A 15,539-nucleotide genomic window follows, 5' to 3' on the forward strand; every position below is an offset into this window, starting at 1 on the left:
CCGGGCCGGGCCGGGACGGCACCGCCATCCGGGGGTTCACCGGCGCGGCCGATGGGAGCAGCCCGTTGGCCGATGTGTGACGTGGTCGGCCCGTCATGTGGTCGCAGCGCCAACGCCCGGACAGGTACCGTTCGTGGGGCCGTGAAGGTCGCGGCACCGAGCCGTAACGTCTTGAGAGGTAAACAGCGGTGTTGATCTTGCTCAGGTACGACTGCTTCGGAGGGACCGGCGCGTGAGCCCGATGGCTGGCACTCCCAAGAAGAACCTGATGTTGTTCTCCGGCCGGGCCCACCCGGAACTGGCCGAAGAGGTCGCCAAGTACCTCAACGTCGGCATCACCGCGCAGTCCGCCTACGAGTTCGCCAACGGCGAGCTGTTCGTCCGGTTCGAGGAATCGGTCCGGGGCTGCGACGCCTTCGTACTCCAGAGCCACTGCGCTCCCATCAACACCTGGCTGATGGAGCAGTTGATCATGGTGGACGCGCTGAAGAGAGCCAGCGCGAAGCGCATCACCGTGATCATGCCCTTCTACCCCTACGCCCGACAGGACAAGAAGCACCGGGGCCGCGAGCCCATCTCGGCACGGCTCGTCGCCGACATGTTCAAGACGGCCGGCGCCGACCGGATCATGTCCGTTGACCTGCACACCGCCCAGGTGCAGGGCTTCTTCGACGGCCCGGTCGACCACCTGCTCGCCCAGACGCTGCTGGCCGGCCACGTGGCGAAGACCTACCAGAACCGCGAGATCACCGTCGTCTCCCCGGACTCCGGCCGGGTGCGCCTCGCCGAGAAGTGGGCCGACACCCTCGGGCAACGTCCACTGGCGTTCATCCACAAGACCAGGGACCCGTTCAAGCCGAACGAGGCCATGGTGAACCGCGTCGTGGGTGACGTCCGCGACCGGGTGTGCGTGCTGATCGACGACATCATCGACACCGGCGGCACCATCGTGAAGGCCGCCGAGGCGTTGAAGGAGGCGGGTGCGGCCGAGGTGGTCATCGCCGCCACCCACGGCGTCCTCTCCGACCCGGCCACCGAACGGTTGGCCAACTGCGGGGCCAGCGAGGTCATCTTCACGAACACGCTGCCGATCCCCGAGGAGAAGCACTTCCCCGGTCTGACGGTGCTCTCGATCGCACCGCTGCTGGCCAGGGCGATCCAGCAGGTCTTCGAGGACGGCTCGGTCACCAGCCTCTTCGACGGCGACGCCTGACCGGCACGAGGTGACGGGCCCGACCGGTCCTCCGGTCGGGCCCGTCGTCCGTCGACACCCTCCGCTGGCGAGCTGGCGGCACGCATGCCACCGCGCCCGCGCGTCCCGCCAGCCGAGGGCCGCGTGGCCGGTGGGCGCTCCTCCCGACGACCGGCCGGACCCCGCCACCAGCCAGCCCCTCCTCAGAACAGGTTGACGACCTCGATCGCGGCGAGGACGGCGAACAGCGCCACGCACACCCCCAGCAGACCGTTGGACACCCAACGCGACCGGTACGGGCGCGGGGTGCGCCGCGAGTTGAGCAACAGCACCAGGGTCAGCGCCAGGAACGGCATGAACAGGGCGCCGAGCACGCCGTAGGCGACGATCAGTTGGAACGGCCGGTCGAGGAAGAGCAGCGCCATCGGGGGGAAGGTCAACCACAGCAGGTAACCCCGGTAGGCGGTGCTGCGCTCCCCGGCCCTCCGGTCGTAGTCGTGCTGGTCCGCCTGGCCGCTGGGCGGGGCCGGCAAGGCCACCTCCCCGGCGGCGGCCGCCTCCTCCACCCGCCGCGTCGGCTCCGGCCGGTCGGCGGGAGCGGCCTCGGCACCGGCGTCCGCCGGTGCCGCCGGCGGCGCCTCGCGGTGGCGGAACACCCGCCACCAGTCGGCGAACAGCAGGCTGACCCCGTTCCACACCCCGATGAGGGAGCTGAAGGACACGGCGAAGAAGCCCACCAGGAACGGGATCCGGGCCCACTCGCCGTAGTTGGCGTCCAGGGTGTCGGCCAGGGTCAGCAGCCCACGGTCGCCGGAGAGCACGTCCTGCCCCAGCAGCATCTCCGAGCCGACGATGAGCATGGCGACGACGAACACCCCGGTGGTGACGTACCCGACCGTGTTGTCCAGCCGCATCATCGCCAGCCAGCGGGGGGAACGCCAGCCCTTGGCGTGGGTCCAGTAGCCGTAGGCCGCCATCGTGATCGTGCCCCCGACGCCGCCGGCCAGGCCGAGGACGAACACGAGCGACCCGGGCGGCAGGTCGGGCACCAGACCACCGGCCATCGCGGTGAGGTTCGGGACGACCAGGACCGCGGTGCCCACCACGGTCACGAACATGACCCCGACCAGTGCCGTCATGAGCTTCTCGATGAGCGCGTAACGGCCGAACCAGACGATGCCGAGCCCGGCGAGGCCGCACAGAATCCCCCACTCCCGCACGGAGAGCACGGGGAAGAGCGCGTTGAGCGGCAACGCGGACGCCGACATCGCCGTCGCCCCGTAGACGAAACCCCAGACGACGGCGTAGGCGCCGAAGTAGATCAGCGTCCAGCTACCCAACTGGCGCCACCCGCTGAGCATGGTCTGCCCGGACGTGAGGTGCCAGCGGCCGACCGCCTCCGCCAACGCGATCTTGAGCACGGTGCCGAGCAGCACCGCCCACAGCAGCGTGTACCCGTACCGCGAACCGGCCACCAGGGTGGCGACGAGATCCCCCGCGCCCACCCCGGTGGCCGCAGCCATGATCCCGGGGCCGAGTTGGCGCAGCCTGGCCCGCACGGGTGGCCCGTCGTCCGCCACCCGCCCCGATCCCGCACCGACCGTGTCAGACATGGCACCGAACGTAGTACCCCGTCTGCCCGAACGGAAGAATCCCGACGCCGGGACACCGGGGCACGACGTGTTCGCGGGGCTCACCGTGATCCAGCCGGGACGCGATCCCGGCCACCCCGGCCCAGCGGGCGGAATTCAGGGAATATCGAGTCGGAAACTCACCAACTCGCCTTCGCGGAGCATTCCACTACCCCGATCGTCGGCACGCGGAGAACGTTGTGCGCCTACCGGAGAGCTCTTCGCACGCGCCTCCGCGCGCACGGGACCAGCATCCGCTCCGGAAATCCCACGGGCTCGACGAGCGCAGCAGGGGAACGCGGCGACCTCCGCCCACCGGAGAGCAGGGGGAGTCCTCCCACCACGACCGTACGGTGGTCGCCGACCCTCCTGACCTGTGATGCCCTGGCCCGCGCCGCCATCCGGAGCCTGACACGCCAGCGTGGATTCCGGCGCACCGCGATGCGCCCGGGAACAGGGCCGGCCATCGCGGGACGCACTCCGGTTCGAGTAGCCCGCGGCGGAGCGAGATTTCCGAAATCCCACTACCCGCCCTTCCACGATCAGGAATTTCTGACCGGGTCGGCGCCATGAGTAGCCTTGTCGGTCCGACCCAGCGGAGCGATCATCCGGTATCCAGCAGCGGGATGTCCTCCGAGGCCCATTGGGAGAACCTTCTTGCTGCGAGCAGTGGACATTCGGAAGTCGTACCGATCCGGGACCGTACCGGTGCCCGCGCTGCGGGGAGTCAGCCTGGACGTGGCGGCCGGCTCCCTCACGGCCGTCATGGGACCGAGCGGCTGCGGGAAATCCACCCTCCTCACCGTCGCCGGCGGGTTGCGGGCCGCCGACTCCGGGACGGTGGTCGTCGCGGGAGTGGACCTCGCGTCCCTCTCGGACTCCGCATCACACCGCCACCGCCGGCGCCACATCGGCTTCGTGTTCCAGGACTACAACATCGTCCCCACCCTGAACACCATCGAGAACGTCATGCTGCCCCTCGAGCTCGACGGCCGGAAGCGCTCACACGCGCGGACGGAGGCGGAACGGGCGCTGGCCGCCGTGGGGATCGACGACCTCGCGGCACGCCACCCCGACGCCCTCTCCGGAGGCCAACGGCAACGGGTCGCGCTCGCGCGCGCGATCTGCGGTGAACGCGGGCTGATCCTCGCGGACGAACCCACGGGCGCCCTGGACTCCGCCGCCGCCGGGCAGGTCCTCGACACCCTCGTCGGCCTGGTGCGCGACGGAGCGGCGTGCCTGGTCGTCACGCACGACGAGGCGGTCGCGGCCCGAGCCGACCGCGTCGTGCGCATGAGGGACGGCCTGGTGATCGACGACGGGCGGGAGGGTTCCTCCTCGTGACCGCGACACGTCTCCTGTTCCGCCTCGCGCTGCGGTCCCTGGCGCGACGGAAGGCGCGTACCGCCCTCCTCGTGGCGGCGATCTTCCTTCCATTGACGATGGCGGTGACGGCCTCGGTGCTGGCGACGACGTCGCAGCCGACGGCCGAGGCCGCGACCGAGCAGCGGCTCGGGCAGGCCGGCGCCCTGCTGGTGAACCAGGAACTGGTCGGCTCGGACGGGGTGGACGCGGCGCTACGCTCGGCGGAGTCGGCGCTGGCCGAGAGCCTCGGACGCGAGGTGCCGCTCGTGCCCGAGGTCACCACCCCGCTGCCGGCACGCCTCGGGGACCGGGAGGTCGCCTCCTATGGGCACGGCCTGGACCTCGACGAGGAGATCCACCAGGGGCGCTACCTCCTCGTCGAGGGGCGCCACGCGCGACGCGGCGGGGAGGTCGCCGTCTCCGTCGAAGTGGCGGACCGGCTCGATCTGGCCGTCGGGTCCACGGTCCAGCTCGGCGGCCGCCGAGAGGAGGCCATCGTCACCGGGATCGTGTCGGACGCGGGGTCCACGACCCGGAGCTTCGTCGTCGTCGACGTCGCCACCGCCGCCAACCACTCCCCCGAGGCCACGCGGGGCGAGGAGAACGCCACGGGCTCGACGTACGCCGGAACCGTCGCCTGGTACGCGCGGGAGGAGATCGTCCAGACCCCAGAACTGGCGGCTGCCGGGTGGCAGGTCCGGTCCCGGGGTGACGCCCTGCTGGACCACGGCCACCCCGGCTCCGAGGGGGCGGGAAGCCTCCTCCTGGTCATCGCGGCCGCAGTCGTGGCGGAGACCACCCTCGTCATCTTCGCGGTGTTCACCGTGGTCGTCCGCAGCACGGCCCGGGAATCGGCCCTGCTGGCGGCCGCCGGCGCCGATCCCGCCGCACGACGGCGGGTGGTCACCTACCAGGGGGTCCTCCTGGGACTCGCCGCCACCGTCGCCGCCGTTCTCGTCGGTGTGCTCGCCGCCCGGCTGCTGTCCGATCCCTTCGCGGCCAGTCAGGGCCAGATTGGGGGCCGATCCGGCTGGACCCGGTCCAGATCGGCCTCCTCCTCCTGCTCGGATTGTCGGCTCCGGTGGTGGCGGCGCGCACAGCGGCCGAGCCCGCCGCGCGGCTGGACGTGGCCGCCGCCCTGCACGGGGGTGACCTGCCGGGCAGCTCGGGGGGCAAGGGCTTCCGCCCGGCGCTCACCGCCGGCCTGGTGGGCTCGGCGTTGGCCCTGGCGTCGGGGGGCGCCCTGCTCGCGGCGCCGCCGCTGGTGGCCGGTGCCGCCCTGCTCCTCGTCGTCGCCGCCGGCACCGGAATGGGCGCCCTGACCTCCCGCGTGGCGCGTTTCGCGGACCGGCTCCCGCTAGTGGCGCGGTTGGGCGCGCGATCGGCGGCGCGCACGCCGTCGAGGACCACGGCGGTCGCGGTGGTCCTGGTCAGCACCACCGTGCTCGCGGGTGTCGTGCTGGTCGGTATGGGCGCCCTGACCAGGAAGGCCGAGGACGCCTACGTCCCCCAGGTGCCGCACGGGTCGATGTGGGTGACGTTCAGCGCTCCGGTCGGCGACGCGACGCTGGCCGCGCTGGCCGAGGCGGCGGGCACGGACGAGGTGATCCCCCTCCGCCCCGCGCGAACACCCCCAGACACGCGGCGGGACCACCCGGAAGGCGCCGGCGCGCTGCTCCTGTCGACCCCGGTGGAGGACTGCGTGGACCGGGGGGCCGGCGACCTGGTCCACGTGGATGACTGCCTGGCCCACACCGGATACCCACAGTGGCGCACCGAGGTCGTCGTCACGCCGGAGCGGCACCTGCCCGCACTGCTCGACCGCCCCGCCACGGAGGCGGAGCTGTCGGCGTTCCGCCGGGGCGCCGTCCTGGTGCTCGACGACCGGCTCCACGACTCGGGCACCGCCACGGCTCGGGTGGAAGGTTCCGAGTCGGACGGATCCGCCCCGGACACCCTCGACTTCGAGGCGGTCCACGCCCCCGTCGACGTCGCGTACGCGCAGACACCGATGGCCCTGCTCTCCGCCTCCGCCGCCGCCGATCGTGGCCTCATCTGGGATGCCGACCCCTACCTGGTCTACGTGCCGGCAGAGGACATCACCCGCGACACGGAGGACCGGGTGCGGGCACTGCTCACCGCCGACGTCGGGCAGCACTACGGCCTCGGCGTGGAGCGGGGCCCGGAAGCGCAGCGGGTCCTCGCCACGAGCACGGTGGTCGCGGCGCTGGCCCTCGCGGTGCTCGGCGGCACGTTGGCGCTGGTCGCCACCGCGCTGTCGGTCAGCGAGACCCGGCGGGAGCTGGCGACCCTGGCGGCGGTCGGGGCGAGCCGCCGGTTCCGGGGGGCGGCCGTCGCCGCGCACGCCTCGGCGGTGACCGCCACCAGCGTCGGGCTCGGTCTCCTCGTGGTCGTCGCGCTCGCTCCGGCCGTCGTGCTCGCCCTGGAGGGCGGCTGGTCAGTGCTCCCGTGGTGGGGGCTGCTCGGGGCCGCGCTCAGCTGCTGGTGCGTGGCCACCCTCGCCGCCTACCTCGGATCCCGCTGGTCGGTGCGGGGCTAGCGCACCGCGTGCTGGGCCGGCGAGGCCGGCGGACTACCTGGAACCCGCTCGATGCCGGCACGCCCGGCTGGTGCCGGCCCGTCCCGTTCGGCTGGGCCTCCCCCAACAGGTGGGCGGCGACGGGCCGTGACCGGGCGGCGACCCCCGGCCGCCCACCGGGCCGTGGGCGTGGGCCGTGCGGACCAGGAGTTACCCCCGGTTCCCGCTGCTCCGCGCCCCGGCCTACACTTGTCGGGTTGCCTCGGCGAGGCCAGTACACGCTCTGGTGTGATCGACGCGGCGGCTGCTCTGGCCGCGCTCTGTCACGACGAGCGCGCCGCGCCGCCGCGACCACGACGCTGATCGACCGTCCGCCGCCATCCCCAGCAAGGAGTGCATCGCCGTGTCCCAGGTACGTCTTGCCGCTGAGCCGCGCACCGAGTTCGGCAAGGGTGCCGCCCGCCGCACCCGCCGCGCCGGGAAGATCCCCGCCGTCCTCTACGGCCACGACTCCGACCCGAAGCACCTGTCGCTGCCGGCGCTGGAGTTCGCCAGGGTCGTCCGGGAGCAGGGCTTCAACGCCGTCCTGTCCCTCGACATCGCCAACGGTGGGTCGGAGCTGGCCCTGACCAAGACGGTCACCACCCACCCGCTGAAGAACTACATCGAGCACGTGGACCTGCTGCTGGTCAAGCGCGGCGAGAAGGTCACCGTCGACGTGCCCGTCACCGTCGCCGGTGAGCCCGGCCCCGGCACCCTGGTGGACCAGGAGCTCACCGAGATCCAGGTCGAGGCCGACGCGCTGAACATCCCGGAGTCCTTCGAGGTCTCCGTCGCCGGCGCCCGTGAGGGCTTCCAGGTGACGGCCGCCGACGTGCCGCTGCCCTCCGGCGTCACCCTGGTCAGTGAGCCCACCACCCTGCTGGTCAAGGTGGAGGCCTCTCCGACGGCCGCCCAGATGGACACCGGCGAGGAGACCGCTCCGGCCGAGGGCGAGTCCGAGGAGAGCTGATCCGAGCGCCCGACCTCCTGGTCGGGCCGCGTTCGGACCAGCGACGAGACACCGAGCACGCGCGGCGCACCCCGGATTCGGGGTGCGCCGCTCGCCGTCAGACAGGATGTGACACCCGCACCATGGGTTTGACCGCCGCCGACGTGAGCAACGTGGTCATCCGGAAGTCGCCCAGGTTGCTCCGTTCCCGGGGCTACGACGTGGACGAGGTCGACTCGTTCCTCCGCCTCGTGGTGGAGGCGCTGGACGGGCACTCCCGGTTGACGGCGCGGGACGTGCGTCGGGTCGCGTTCCGCGGCCCGCCGACCGGCCGGCGGGGCTACCACCGGGACGACGTCGACGGCCTGCTCGACCTGGTGGAGATGGCCCTGCGGGAACGCGGCCGCTGACCGGTTCCCTGCCCCCGACCGGGTCAGGCCACCGGCCGGCCGTGCTGTCCGGTTCCGGGATCGACGGGCCAGGGGTGCGACCCCGCCGTCCCGGGGCACGGCACCGGTAGGGTCGGTCCGCTCGCGGGCCTCGACTGGAAAGGGTTGGCCGTGACAACCGAGGACACCCCGTTTCTGCTGGTGGGACTGGGCAATCCCGGGCCCCGCTACGCCGGGAACCGGCACAACGTCGGCTTCATGGTGCTGGACCTGCTGGCCGGCCGGCTCGGCGCCCGCTACAAGGGCCACCGCAGCGGTTGCGACGTCGCCGAGGGACGGCTGGGCGGCGTTCGGGTGGTCCTGGCGAAACCCCGTTCCTACATGAACGTCTCAGGTGGCCCCGTCGTCGGCGCCGCCCGCTTCTACAAGATCCCGCCGGCCAGGACGGTCGTGGTGCACGACGAACTGGACCTGCCCTACGGGGCGATCCGGTTGAAGTCGGGCGGCGGCGAGGGCGGCCACAACGGGCTGCGGTCCATCACGTCCTCGACCGGTACCCGCGACTACCTCCGGGTCCGGTTCGGGGTGGGTCGACCGCCCGGTCGGATGGACCCGGCCGCCTACGTCCTCAAGGACTTCTCCGGGGCCGAACGCAAGGAGTTGGAGTTCTTCGTCGACCGGGCGGCCGACGCGGCGGAGGCGGTGGTCACCACCGGCCTGGAGGCCGCGCAGAACACCTTCCACGCGCTCTAGGTCCCGACGTCGCCGGAAGCGTTCCACGCCTCAGCCGTCGTCCCGGCGCCCGCCGGCCCGCGCCGCACCCGAGCCCGGGGGTCGACACGCGGTGACACCCCGAGCCGGGGTCCGGTCCCGGTCAGCTTCCGCCGGACTACCGGTGACGGGTGCGGAACGGGGCAACCCCCCCGGGCCGGGACCGCGCTTCGCGGGCTACCGGGCGGAGCGGCGGATCGTCCGGATCCCGACCGCCAGCCCACCCGCGCAGGTCAGTGCCGCCGCCACCGCGCCCCACAGGACGGTGGACGAGGCGAAGGTGCCCATGAACAGCTCTCGTTCGGCGTCGACGATGTAGGTGAGCGGGTTGAACCGTGCCACGGTCCGCATCCAGTCCGGGCCGGTCTCCAACGGGAGCATCATCCCGGACAGCAGGAGCAGGGGGAAGGTCAGTGACTGCTGCACCGTCCAGAACATCCATTCCTTCCCGCGCGTGGCGATCGCGAGGGCGTAGGACAGCGCGCCGAGGCCGATGCCGAACACTCCCAGGAGGAGGATCCCGACGAGCACGTGCGCGAGATGCGGCGTGACGCCGAGCGGTACGGCTACCAGCGTGATCACCAGTGCCTGGACGACCAGGGGCGCGAACTCCTTGAGCGCGCGCCCGGTGAGGATGGACGCGCGGGACAGCGGAGAGGCGAGGATGCGCTCGTAGGACCCGGTCTGCATCTCGTACTGGAGGTTCGACCCGGTCATGCCCGTGCCGAAGACGCAGATCATCACGATCACTCCGGGCAGGAACCACTCCAGGGCGCTCGCGTCGCCGATCCCGTCACCGCCGACCATGCCTCCCAGCAGTGGCGCGAACAGGGCCAGGAACACCAACGGCTGGAGCAGGGAGAAGACCAACGAGAACGGGTCACGCAGCACGACCACGATCTCGCGGGTGAAGACAGCTCGCGTGTCGCTCAGGAAGCGACCGATGCGGCCGCCCGTGCCGTCCTCGTCGGCGGCGTGCACGTGTTCGATCGTCTGGGCGTTCATGCGGCATCCGCTCCGTCCGTGGTGTTCGCGGTCCTGGCCGCCGCCGAGCCGTCCTCCGCCGCGTCGGGGGTGTCGTCCTCGCGCAGGCTGCGGCCGGTGAGGTTGAGGAAGACGTCGTCGAGCGTGGCCTCTCGGATCGCCGCCGCCTCCGGGCGGGCTCCCGCCGCCTCCAGCAGGTGGAGGATGCCCGGCAGCTGCCGTGCGCCGTGGTCGGTCGCGAGGACGACCGCCTCCCCGGCCCGCTCCTCGAAGCGGTCGGCGTAGCGCTGGTCCGCCCGCAGCGCCCGCTTCGCCACGTCGGCCTCGTCCACGGCGCCGAAGGTCAGGGTGATCACGTCGTCGGCGTGGTCGAGCTTGAGCCTGCCCGGCGAGTCGTCGGCGATGACCGTGCCGTGGTCGATCACGATGACGCGCTCGGCCATGTCGTCGGCCTCCTCCAGGTAGTGCGTGGTGAGCACGAGCGTCATGCCGAGGTCATCGCGCATCCGGATGATGTGTTCCCACAGGTTCGCCCTCCCCTGCGGGTCCATGCCGGTGGAGGGCTCGTCGAGGAACAGCAGCGGCGGGTGGTTCATCAGACCCATCGCGACGTCGAGGCGACGACGTTGCCCGCCGGAGAGGCTCATGACGGGGCGCTTCTCGAGCCCGTTCAGCTGTAGCGCGCGCAGGAGCTCCGCCGCGCGCTCGCGGGACACGGCCGGCGCGAGCCGGTGGAACGAGCCCTGGGCGCGCAGCTCGTCGATGACCCGGTAGTTGTGCCCGGCGCCGTTGCCCTGGCCGATGTAGCCGATGCGGCGGCGGACGAGGGCTGGTTGGGTGCGCACGTCCGCCCCGGCCACCCTCGCACTACCGGAACTCGGGCTCAGCAGGGTGGTGAGCATCCGCAGGGTGGTCGACTTGCCCGCTCCGTTCGGCCCCAGGAAGGCGACGAGCTCGCCCGGCGCGACGTCGAGGTCGACCCCCTTCACCGCGTGGACGAGCTGCTTCCCCCGCTGGAAGGTCTTGGTCAGACCCTCAGTGTGGATCATGGGAACCTTCATTCGCGTACGGTGTACCGAAAATGACGAGCGTCATTAACATACGATGTACGGGAATTGCCACGAGGATTGTGCGATCCGGGCACGACGTCTGGGAGGCTGGTCGCGTGACTGACAGGAGACCGACGTCCGCTCCGACGGGGCAGGGAACATCGGAGCCCGCGAGCGCCTGCCCGCCGCCCGAGGCGGTGCCGAGGTCCACGGCGGAGGTCGCCCGCCGACTCGCCCTGCTGTGGGACCCCCCCACGCCGTCCCCGCTCGGGCGCCGGGCGCGGCTGAGCCTCACCGCGGTCGTGGACGCGGCCATCGGCCTCGTCCAGGAGTCCGGACTCGAGGCGCTCTCGATGCGCGGGGTGGCCGCGCGGCTCGGCGTGGGCGCCATGTCCCTGTACACCTACGTGCCCGGCCGCACCGAACTCGTCGACCTCATGATCGACCGCGCGTACGAGGCTTTCGAGCTCCCCGACCCGGAGGCCGACTGGCGTCCCGCCCTGGAGCAGTACGCGAGGCAGCTGCACGCGCTGCTCGGACGACATCCGTGGATGCTCACGCTCAACCGGACCCGGCTTCCGCTCGCACCGCACGTGCTCGACGCCGACGAGGCCGGGCTCCGCACGTTGATCGACACCGGACTGCCGGAACATCGGGTGGTCGAGGTGGTCGAACTCGTCAACGGGCTCGTCTGGGGCCTCGCCTCCACCGCCGCGCGCGAGGCCGCGGAGAGCAGTGAGACCGGCCAGGGGTACGGCGAGTACTGGCAGGAGTGGAGCGGTTTCTGGGTGACCTACTTCGACGTCGAGCGCTACCCGACGATGACGCGGGTCTACCAGGCTGGCGCGTTCGACGACGGCGTCGACTTCGACCGCGTCCTCGGTCGCCTGCTCGACAGCGTGGAGAACACGATCGACCAGTACTCCACCGGGGCGTCCCCGGCGTCTCGGCACGACTGAACGGAGCCAGCGCGGGGGCGAGTTCGCCGTGAGGGGTCAGCGTCCCCGACGTGCTGGGCGGTCTTCGACGGCGCACTCGCTGGGAGGCATCTCGATCGGCGGGCCTGGCCGCGCCGGACGCCACCGGCGGCTGCTCACCCGGGCGCCGAGAGGTGCCCGGGGATGGCGTGGGCGGACGCGGGCCGGCCGGCCAACGGTCGACGCCGTGGGGACGTCGAGCGGACCGGCCGCCCTCGCCCCGGGGACCGCTGCCGCGGAATGGGCGCCCCACCACGGCATGCCATGCCAGCTGGATCGCGCCGGCACTCCGTCGGAGCCCGGACCGGCGGCACGGCTCCGCCCCTGGCCAGGGACGCAACCGAGCACGGAGCCCCGAGGAGGGGACTCCGGACCACGTGGGCGGGCGCGCACCACGCGCCCCTCATGCTCCCGGCGCCCGGCTCAGCCCTCCGCCAGTTCGGCGGCGGCCAACCACTCCAGCTCGACCTCCTCCTTCTCCGCGACGACCTTGCGGAGTTCGGTGTCGAGCTCGGTCAGGCGGTGCGGGTCGCTGCCGGCCTCGGCGATGGAGTCGTTGATCCGCTCCTCCTTCGCCGTCAGCGTGTCGAGCCGACGCTCCAGCTTGGCGAGCTGCTTGCGGGCGGCGCGCTGTTCGGCGGCCGTCGCCTTCGCGGCGGCGCTCTTCCCACCGCCGGCCGGGGAGACCGAGGAGGTCGTCCCGCCACCGCCCCGGCCCGAGTCCAGGTCCTCCTGGCGTCGACGCAGGTACTCCTCGATGCCCCCGGGCAGGTCGGTGATCACTCCGTCGCCGAAGAGGGCCACCACCTGGTCGCAGACCCGTTCCACGAGGTAGCGGTCGTGGGAGACGACCACGAGGGTTCCCGGCCACGAGTCGAGCAGGTCCTCCAGCTGCTGGAGCGTGTCGATGTCGAGGTCGTTGGTCGGCTCGTCGAGCAGCAGGACGTTCGGTTCCGCCATCAGCAGCCGGGCCAGTTGCAGCCGACGGCGTTCACCGCCGGAGAGGTCCGAGACCGGGGTCCACTGCCGCCCCTTGGGGAACCCGAGCCGTTCGGCGAGCTGGGACGCCGCGAGCTCCAGCTTGCCCAGCACGATCCGCTGGGCGATCTCCTCGATGGCTTCGAGGACCCGCAGGTCACCGGGCAGGTCGTCCAGTTCCTGCCGCAGGTGGGCCAGCCGGACCGTCTGCCCCCGCAGGCGGCGGCCACCGTCGGGTTCCCGCTCCCCCGCCAGCAGCCGCAGCAGGGTCGTCTTGCCGGACCCGTTCACCCCGACCAGGCCGATGCGGTCCCCAGGACCGATCCGCCAGGTGACCCGCGACAGCAGGGACCGCTCCCCGACACGCAGGTCGGCGTCCTCGATCTCCAGGACGGTCCGCCCGAGCCGCCGCTTCGCGAAGCTCAGCAGTTGCACCGAGTTCCTGGGTTCCGGCACGTCGGAGATCAGCGCCTCGGCGGCCTCGATGCGGAACCGGGGCTTCGAGGTCCGGGCGGGCGCGCCACGCCGCAGCCAGGCGAGTTCCTTGCGGGCGAGGTTGCGCCGCCGGTCCTCGGCGGCCTGGGCCTGCCGCCCGCGCTCCGCCCTGGCGAAGATCCAGTCCGCGTAGCCGCCCTCGTACTGTTCGACGCGGCCGTCGACGACCTCCCAGGTCCGGGTGCAGACGGTGTCGAGGAACCAGCGGTCGTGGGTGACGACGATGAGCGCGCACCGGCGCGCGGTGAGGTGTTCGGCCAGCCAACGGACACCCTCGACGTCGAGGTGGTTGGTGGGCTCGTCCAGCACCACCAGGTCGAGCTCCTGGACGAGCGCGGCGGCCAGCGCCACTCGGCGTCGTTCACCACCGGAGAGCGTGCCGATGCGCGTGTCCAACCCCCGGTCGGTGATGCCCAGCCCGCCGAGCACGGAGCGCACCCTGGGGTCGGCCGCCCACTCGTGCTCGGCGGCGAATCCCAGGGGTTCCAGCACGGCCTGCCGGATGGTCGACGCCTCGGCCAGTTCGGTGCGCTGCGTCACCACGGCCATCCGCAGGTCGGACACGTGGCTCACCCGGCCCGAGTCGGGGGGCTCACTGCCGGCCAACACCTCGAGCAACGTGGTCTTGCCACCACCGTTGAGGCCGACCACGCCGACGCGTTCGCCGCGGGAGACACCGAGCGAGACGTGGTCCAGCAGGGTCCGCACCCCGTGCGACTTGGACACGTCCTCCAGGTTGACGAGGTTCACCATGCGTTGAGCCGCTCCGTGCTTCCGGCCGCCCGGCCCACCTCCCCGTGCGGGGGAGGACGCCGACGGCGGCCACGTTCCGTGCCGTCACTCCCTCCGAGACTACGCAAGGGAGGGTCGCGTCCGGCCCCGGACCTTCGAGGGCTGGCGGCCGGGCCCCTCGGCCGGGGCGGTCGGCGACCCCGGGCGGGGAGGGGCCCACCGCCCCTCCCCCGGTCCGCTCGGGCGCCGGCCGGTCACCGCCCCTCGCGGAGCGCCGTGATCGCCTCCCCGAGCTTCTGGGCGAACCTCCGGTGGTCGGCGCCGAAGAAGTTCGCCACCCGCCCGTTCGGGGACTCCGAGACCTGGTTGACGATCCGCCCGTCCTCGGTGTCCGACCACTGGATCAGGGGTGCCTTGGTCGTGCGCCCCAGCCGGTCCCGGACGGTGATCCCGATCTGGCCGGTACGGAGCCGGGGCTTCTCGAAGACCCGTTCCAGGGTCCGCACGGCCGAGCTCTGCGCTCCCGCCGCCCGGGGGCGGTCCTGCTCCAGGAAGCTGTGGTCCTCGTCGATCTCGTCGTCCCGGCGGTGCCGGCCCGTCGGCGCCGGGCGCGGCTCGGCGGCGGGCATCGGCAGGGTGACCGAGGGGATCGACGCCGCCGGCGCCTCGGGCAACAGGGCCAACGCCGAGTAGACGAGGCTGCTGGCCCTGATCTCCTCGACGCGGATGCCACCCCCGAGTTCCCCCCGGACCCGATACCCGACCTCACCGTTCCCGGCGACCAGCAGGGCCTGGTGCCCGCCCTGTTCCTTCAGGTCGGTCATCCAGATCATGTCGACGGCCAACGGTGGCCGGGCCATCATCAGCAGGGCGTCCTCGACCTCCGTGTTGGCGCGAATCCCGTCCCCGAGGCCGGAGGCGGCGAGCTGGTTGTAGACACGGCGGCGGATCTCCGCGCGCTCGTCCATGGTCTCGCCGTGGGACCTGACCCGTAAGGGGTAGGGGTGGCGGCCGAGGCCACCGTCCTCCCAGAGGATGTCGTACTGCTGCGCGGTGAGTCGGAACGAGAAGGACATGGTCAGCCGTTTCGGTTGGTCTGGTCGCGGTGGCTCGGTGGGCGGGCCGAGACCTGGAGGAGGGCCCACCGGGCCGGGAGCGGGCAGCGCGTGGCCGGTCCCCTTCGCACGGATCCCCTTGTCCACGCCGAACACCACCCGGCGGGGCTCCTCCCCCTGCGGGTCCGGTGCCCGCCGGCGTCGGCGACCCGCCCCCCTGTTCACAGCAGCCAAACAGATCGGGTGCCCGCCGCGCAGTGAACTTCGATCAATTGCGACGTTCAGGTGATATCGACGTGAGGTGACGGTGGCCGACGCTCCCACGACCGCCTGCGGGGATGGGCGGAGGACCACTCCGGCACGCCGCCCTGGCGTGCCCGATCCCGGGAGC

Annotated in this window: 12 protein-coding genes; 7 read left to right on the forward strand and 5 right to left on the reverse strand. The window is 72.3% G+C overall.

Translation table 11 applies throughout. The features are described 5' to 3' along the window. Positions 1 to 241 precede the first annotated feature (241 nt). Positions 242 to 1,213 (forward strand): ribose-phosphate diphosphokinase, encoded by a 972-nt coding sequence (locus C1701_RS08120; RefSeq protein ID WP_248783771.1) that lies wholly within the window; start codon positions 242 to 244, stop codon positions 1,211 to 1,213. A gap of 182 nt (positions 1,214 to 1,395) precedes the next feature. Here C1701_RS08120 and C1701_RS08125 read toward each other — a convergent pair whose 3' ends face one another. Continuing rightward, complete coding sequence (locus C1701_RS08125; RefSeq protein ID WP_026417404.1) at positions 1,396 to 2,805, reverse strand: Nramp family divalent metal transporter; 1,410 nt, start codon at positions 2,803 to 2,805, stop codon at positions 1,396 to 1,398. 687 nt (positions 2,806 to 3,492) lie between these two features. Here C1701_RS08125 and C1701_RS08130 point away from each other — a divergent pair. The 5 genes from C1701_RS08130 (at position 3,493) to pth (ending at position 8,860) form a co-directional block, all read left to right on the forward strand. Continuing rightward, complete coding sequence (locus C1701_RS08130; RefSeq protein ID WP_337662193.1) at positions 3,493 to 4,167, forward strand: ABC transporter ATP-binding protein; 675 nt, start codon at positions 3,493 to 3,495, stop codon at positions 4,165 to 4,167. Continuing rightward, a complete protein-coding gene (locus C1701_RS27255; protein ID WP_337662194.1) occupies positions 4,164 to 5,510 on the forward strand; it encodes an FtsX-like permease family protein in 1,347 nt (448 codons plus the stop codon). The genes C1701_RS08130 and C1701_RS27255 overlap by 4 nt, the downstream gene beginning before the upstream one ends. A gap of 1,620 nt (positions 5,511 to 7,130) precedes the next feature. After that, complete coding sequence (locus C1701_RS08145) at positions 7,131 to 7,739, forward strand: 50S ribosomal protein L25/general stress protein Ctc (RefSeq protein WP_026417407.1); 609 nt, start codon at positions 7,131 to 7,133, stop codon at positions 7,737 to 7,739. Positions 7,740 to 7,861: 122 nt separating this feature from the next. Further along, positions 7,862 to 8,128, forward strand: a complete 267-nt coding sequence (locus C1701_RS08150) for a DivIVA domain-containing protein (protein ID WP_026417408.1) — start codon at positions 7,862 to 7,864, stop codon at positions 8,126 to 8,128. 150 nt (positions 8,129 to 8,278) lie between these two features. Then, positions 8,279 to 8,860: an aminoacyl-tRNA hydrolase gene (gene pth / locus C1701_RS08155; protein WP_026417409.1), complete on the forward strand. Its 582-nt coding sequence runs from the start codon at positions 8,279 to 8,281 to the stop codon at positions 8,858 to 8,860. Positions 8,861 to 9,055: 195 nt separating this feature from the next. Here pth and C1701_RS08160 read toward each other — a convergent pair whose 3' ends face one another. Further along, on the reverse strand, positions 9,056 to 9,883 hold the full coding sequence (locus tag C1701_RS08160; RefSeq protein ID WP_081715205.1) for an ABC transporter permease: 828 nt from the start codon (positions 9,881 to 9,883) through the stop codon (positions 9,056 to 9,058). Further along, positions 9,880 to 10,911 carry an ABC transporter ATP-binding protein gene (locus tag C1701_RS08165; RefSeq protein ID WP_051313334.1) on the reverse strand — a complete coding sequence of 344 codons (1,032 nt, stop codon included), beginning with the start codon at positions 10,909 to 10,911 and terminating at the stop codon, positions 9,880 to 9,882. The genes C1701_RS08160 and C1701_RS08165 overlap by 4 nt, the downstream gene beginning before the upstream one ends. A 116-nt stretch (positions 10,912 to 11,027) precedes the next feature. Here C1701_RS08165 and C1701_RS08170 point away from each other — a divergent pair, with 116 nt between their 5' ends. Continuing rightward, complete coding sequence (locus tag C1701_RS08170; protein WP_337662195.1) at positions 11,028 to 11,870, forward strand: TetR/AcrR family transcriptional regulator; 843 nt, start codon at positions 11,028 to 11,030, stop codon at positions 11,868 to 11,870. Positions 11,871 to 12,311: 441 nt separating this feature from the next. Here C1701_RS08170 and C1701_RS08175 read toward each other — a convergent pair whose 3' ends face one another. Both C1701_RS08175 and C1701_RS08180 read right to left on the reverse strand, forming a co-directional pair. Continuing rightward, the gene (locus C1701_RS08175; protein ID WP_103055760.1) at positions 12,312 to 14,114 is read right to left on the reverse strand and encodes an ABC-F family ATP-binding cassette domain-containing protein; all 1,803 of its coding nucleotides are present in this window, start codon (positions 14,112 to 14,114) and stop codon (positions 12,312 to 12,314) included. Positions 14,115 to 14,347: 233 nt separating this feature from the next. Beyond that, on the reverse strand, positions 14,348 to 15,307 hold the full coding sequence (locus C1701_RS08180; protein WP_051313338.1) for an ESX secretion-associated protein EspG: 960 nt from the start codon (positions 15,305 to 15,307) through the stop codon (positions 14,348 to 14,350). Positions 15,308 to 15,539 lie beyond the last annotated feature (232 nt).

The sequence above is a fragment of the Actinoalloteichus sp. AHMU CJ021 genome (assembly GCF_002895405.1).
Lineage (GTDB): Bacteria > Actinomycetota > Actinomycetes > Mycobacteriales > Pseudonocardiaceae > Actinoalloteichus_B > Actinoalloteichus_B caeruleus.

Excerpts from the sequence above, each read along its gene's own strand:
- C1701_RS08120 (WP_248783771.1), top strand. The coding sequence starts at position 242 with ATGGCTGGCACTCCCAAGAAGAACCTGATGTTGTTCTCCGGCCGGGCC.
- C1701_RS08125 (WP_026417404.1), bottom strand. The coding sequence starts at position 2,805 with ATGTCTGACACGGTCGGTGCGGGATCGGGGCGGGTGGCGGACGACGGG.
- C1701_RS08150 (WP_026417408.1), top strand. The coding sequence starts at position 7,862 with ATGGGTTTGACCGCCGCCGACGTGAGCAACGTGGTCATCCGGAAGTCG.
- C1701_RS08160 (WP_081715205.1), bottom strand. The coding sequence starts at position 9,883 with ATGAACGCCCAGACGATCGAACACGTGCACGCCGCCGACGAGGACGGC.
- C1701_RS08165 (WP_051313334.1), bottom strand. The coding sequence starts at position 10,911 with ATGATCCACACTGAGGGTCTGACCAAGACCTTCCAGCGGGGGAAGCAG.
- C1701_RS08175 (WP_103055760.1), bottom strand. The coding sequence starts at position 14,114 with ATGGTGAACCTCGTCAACCTGGAGGACGTGTCCAAGTCGCACGGGGTG.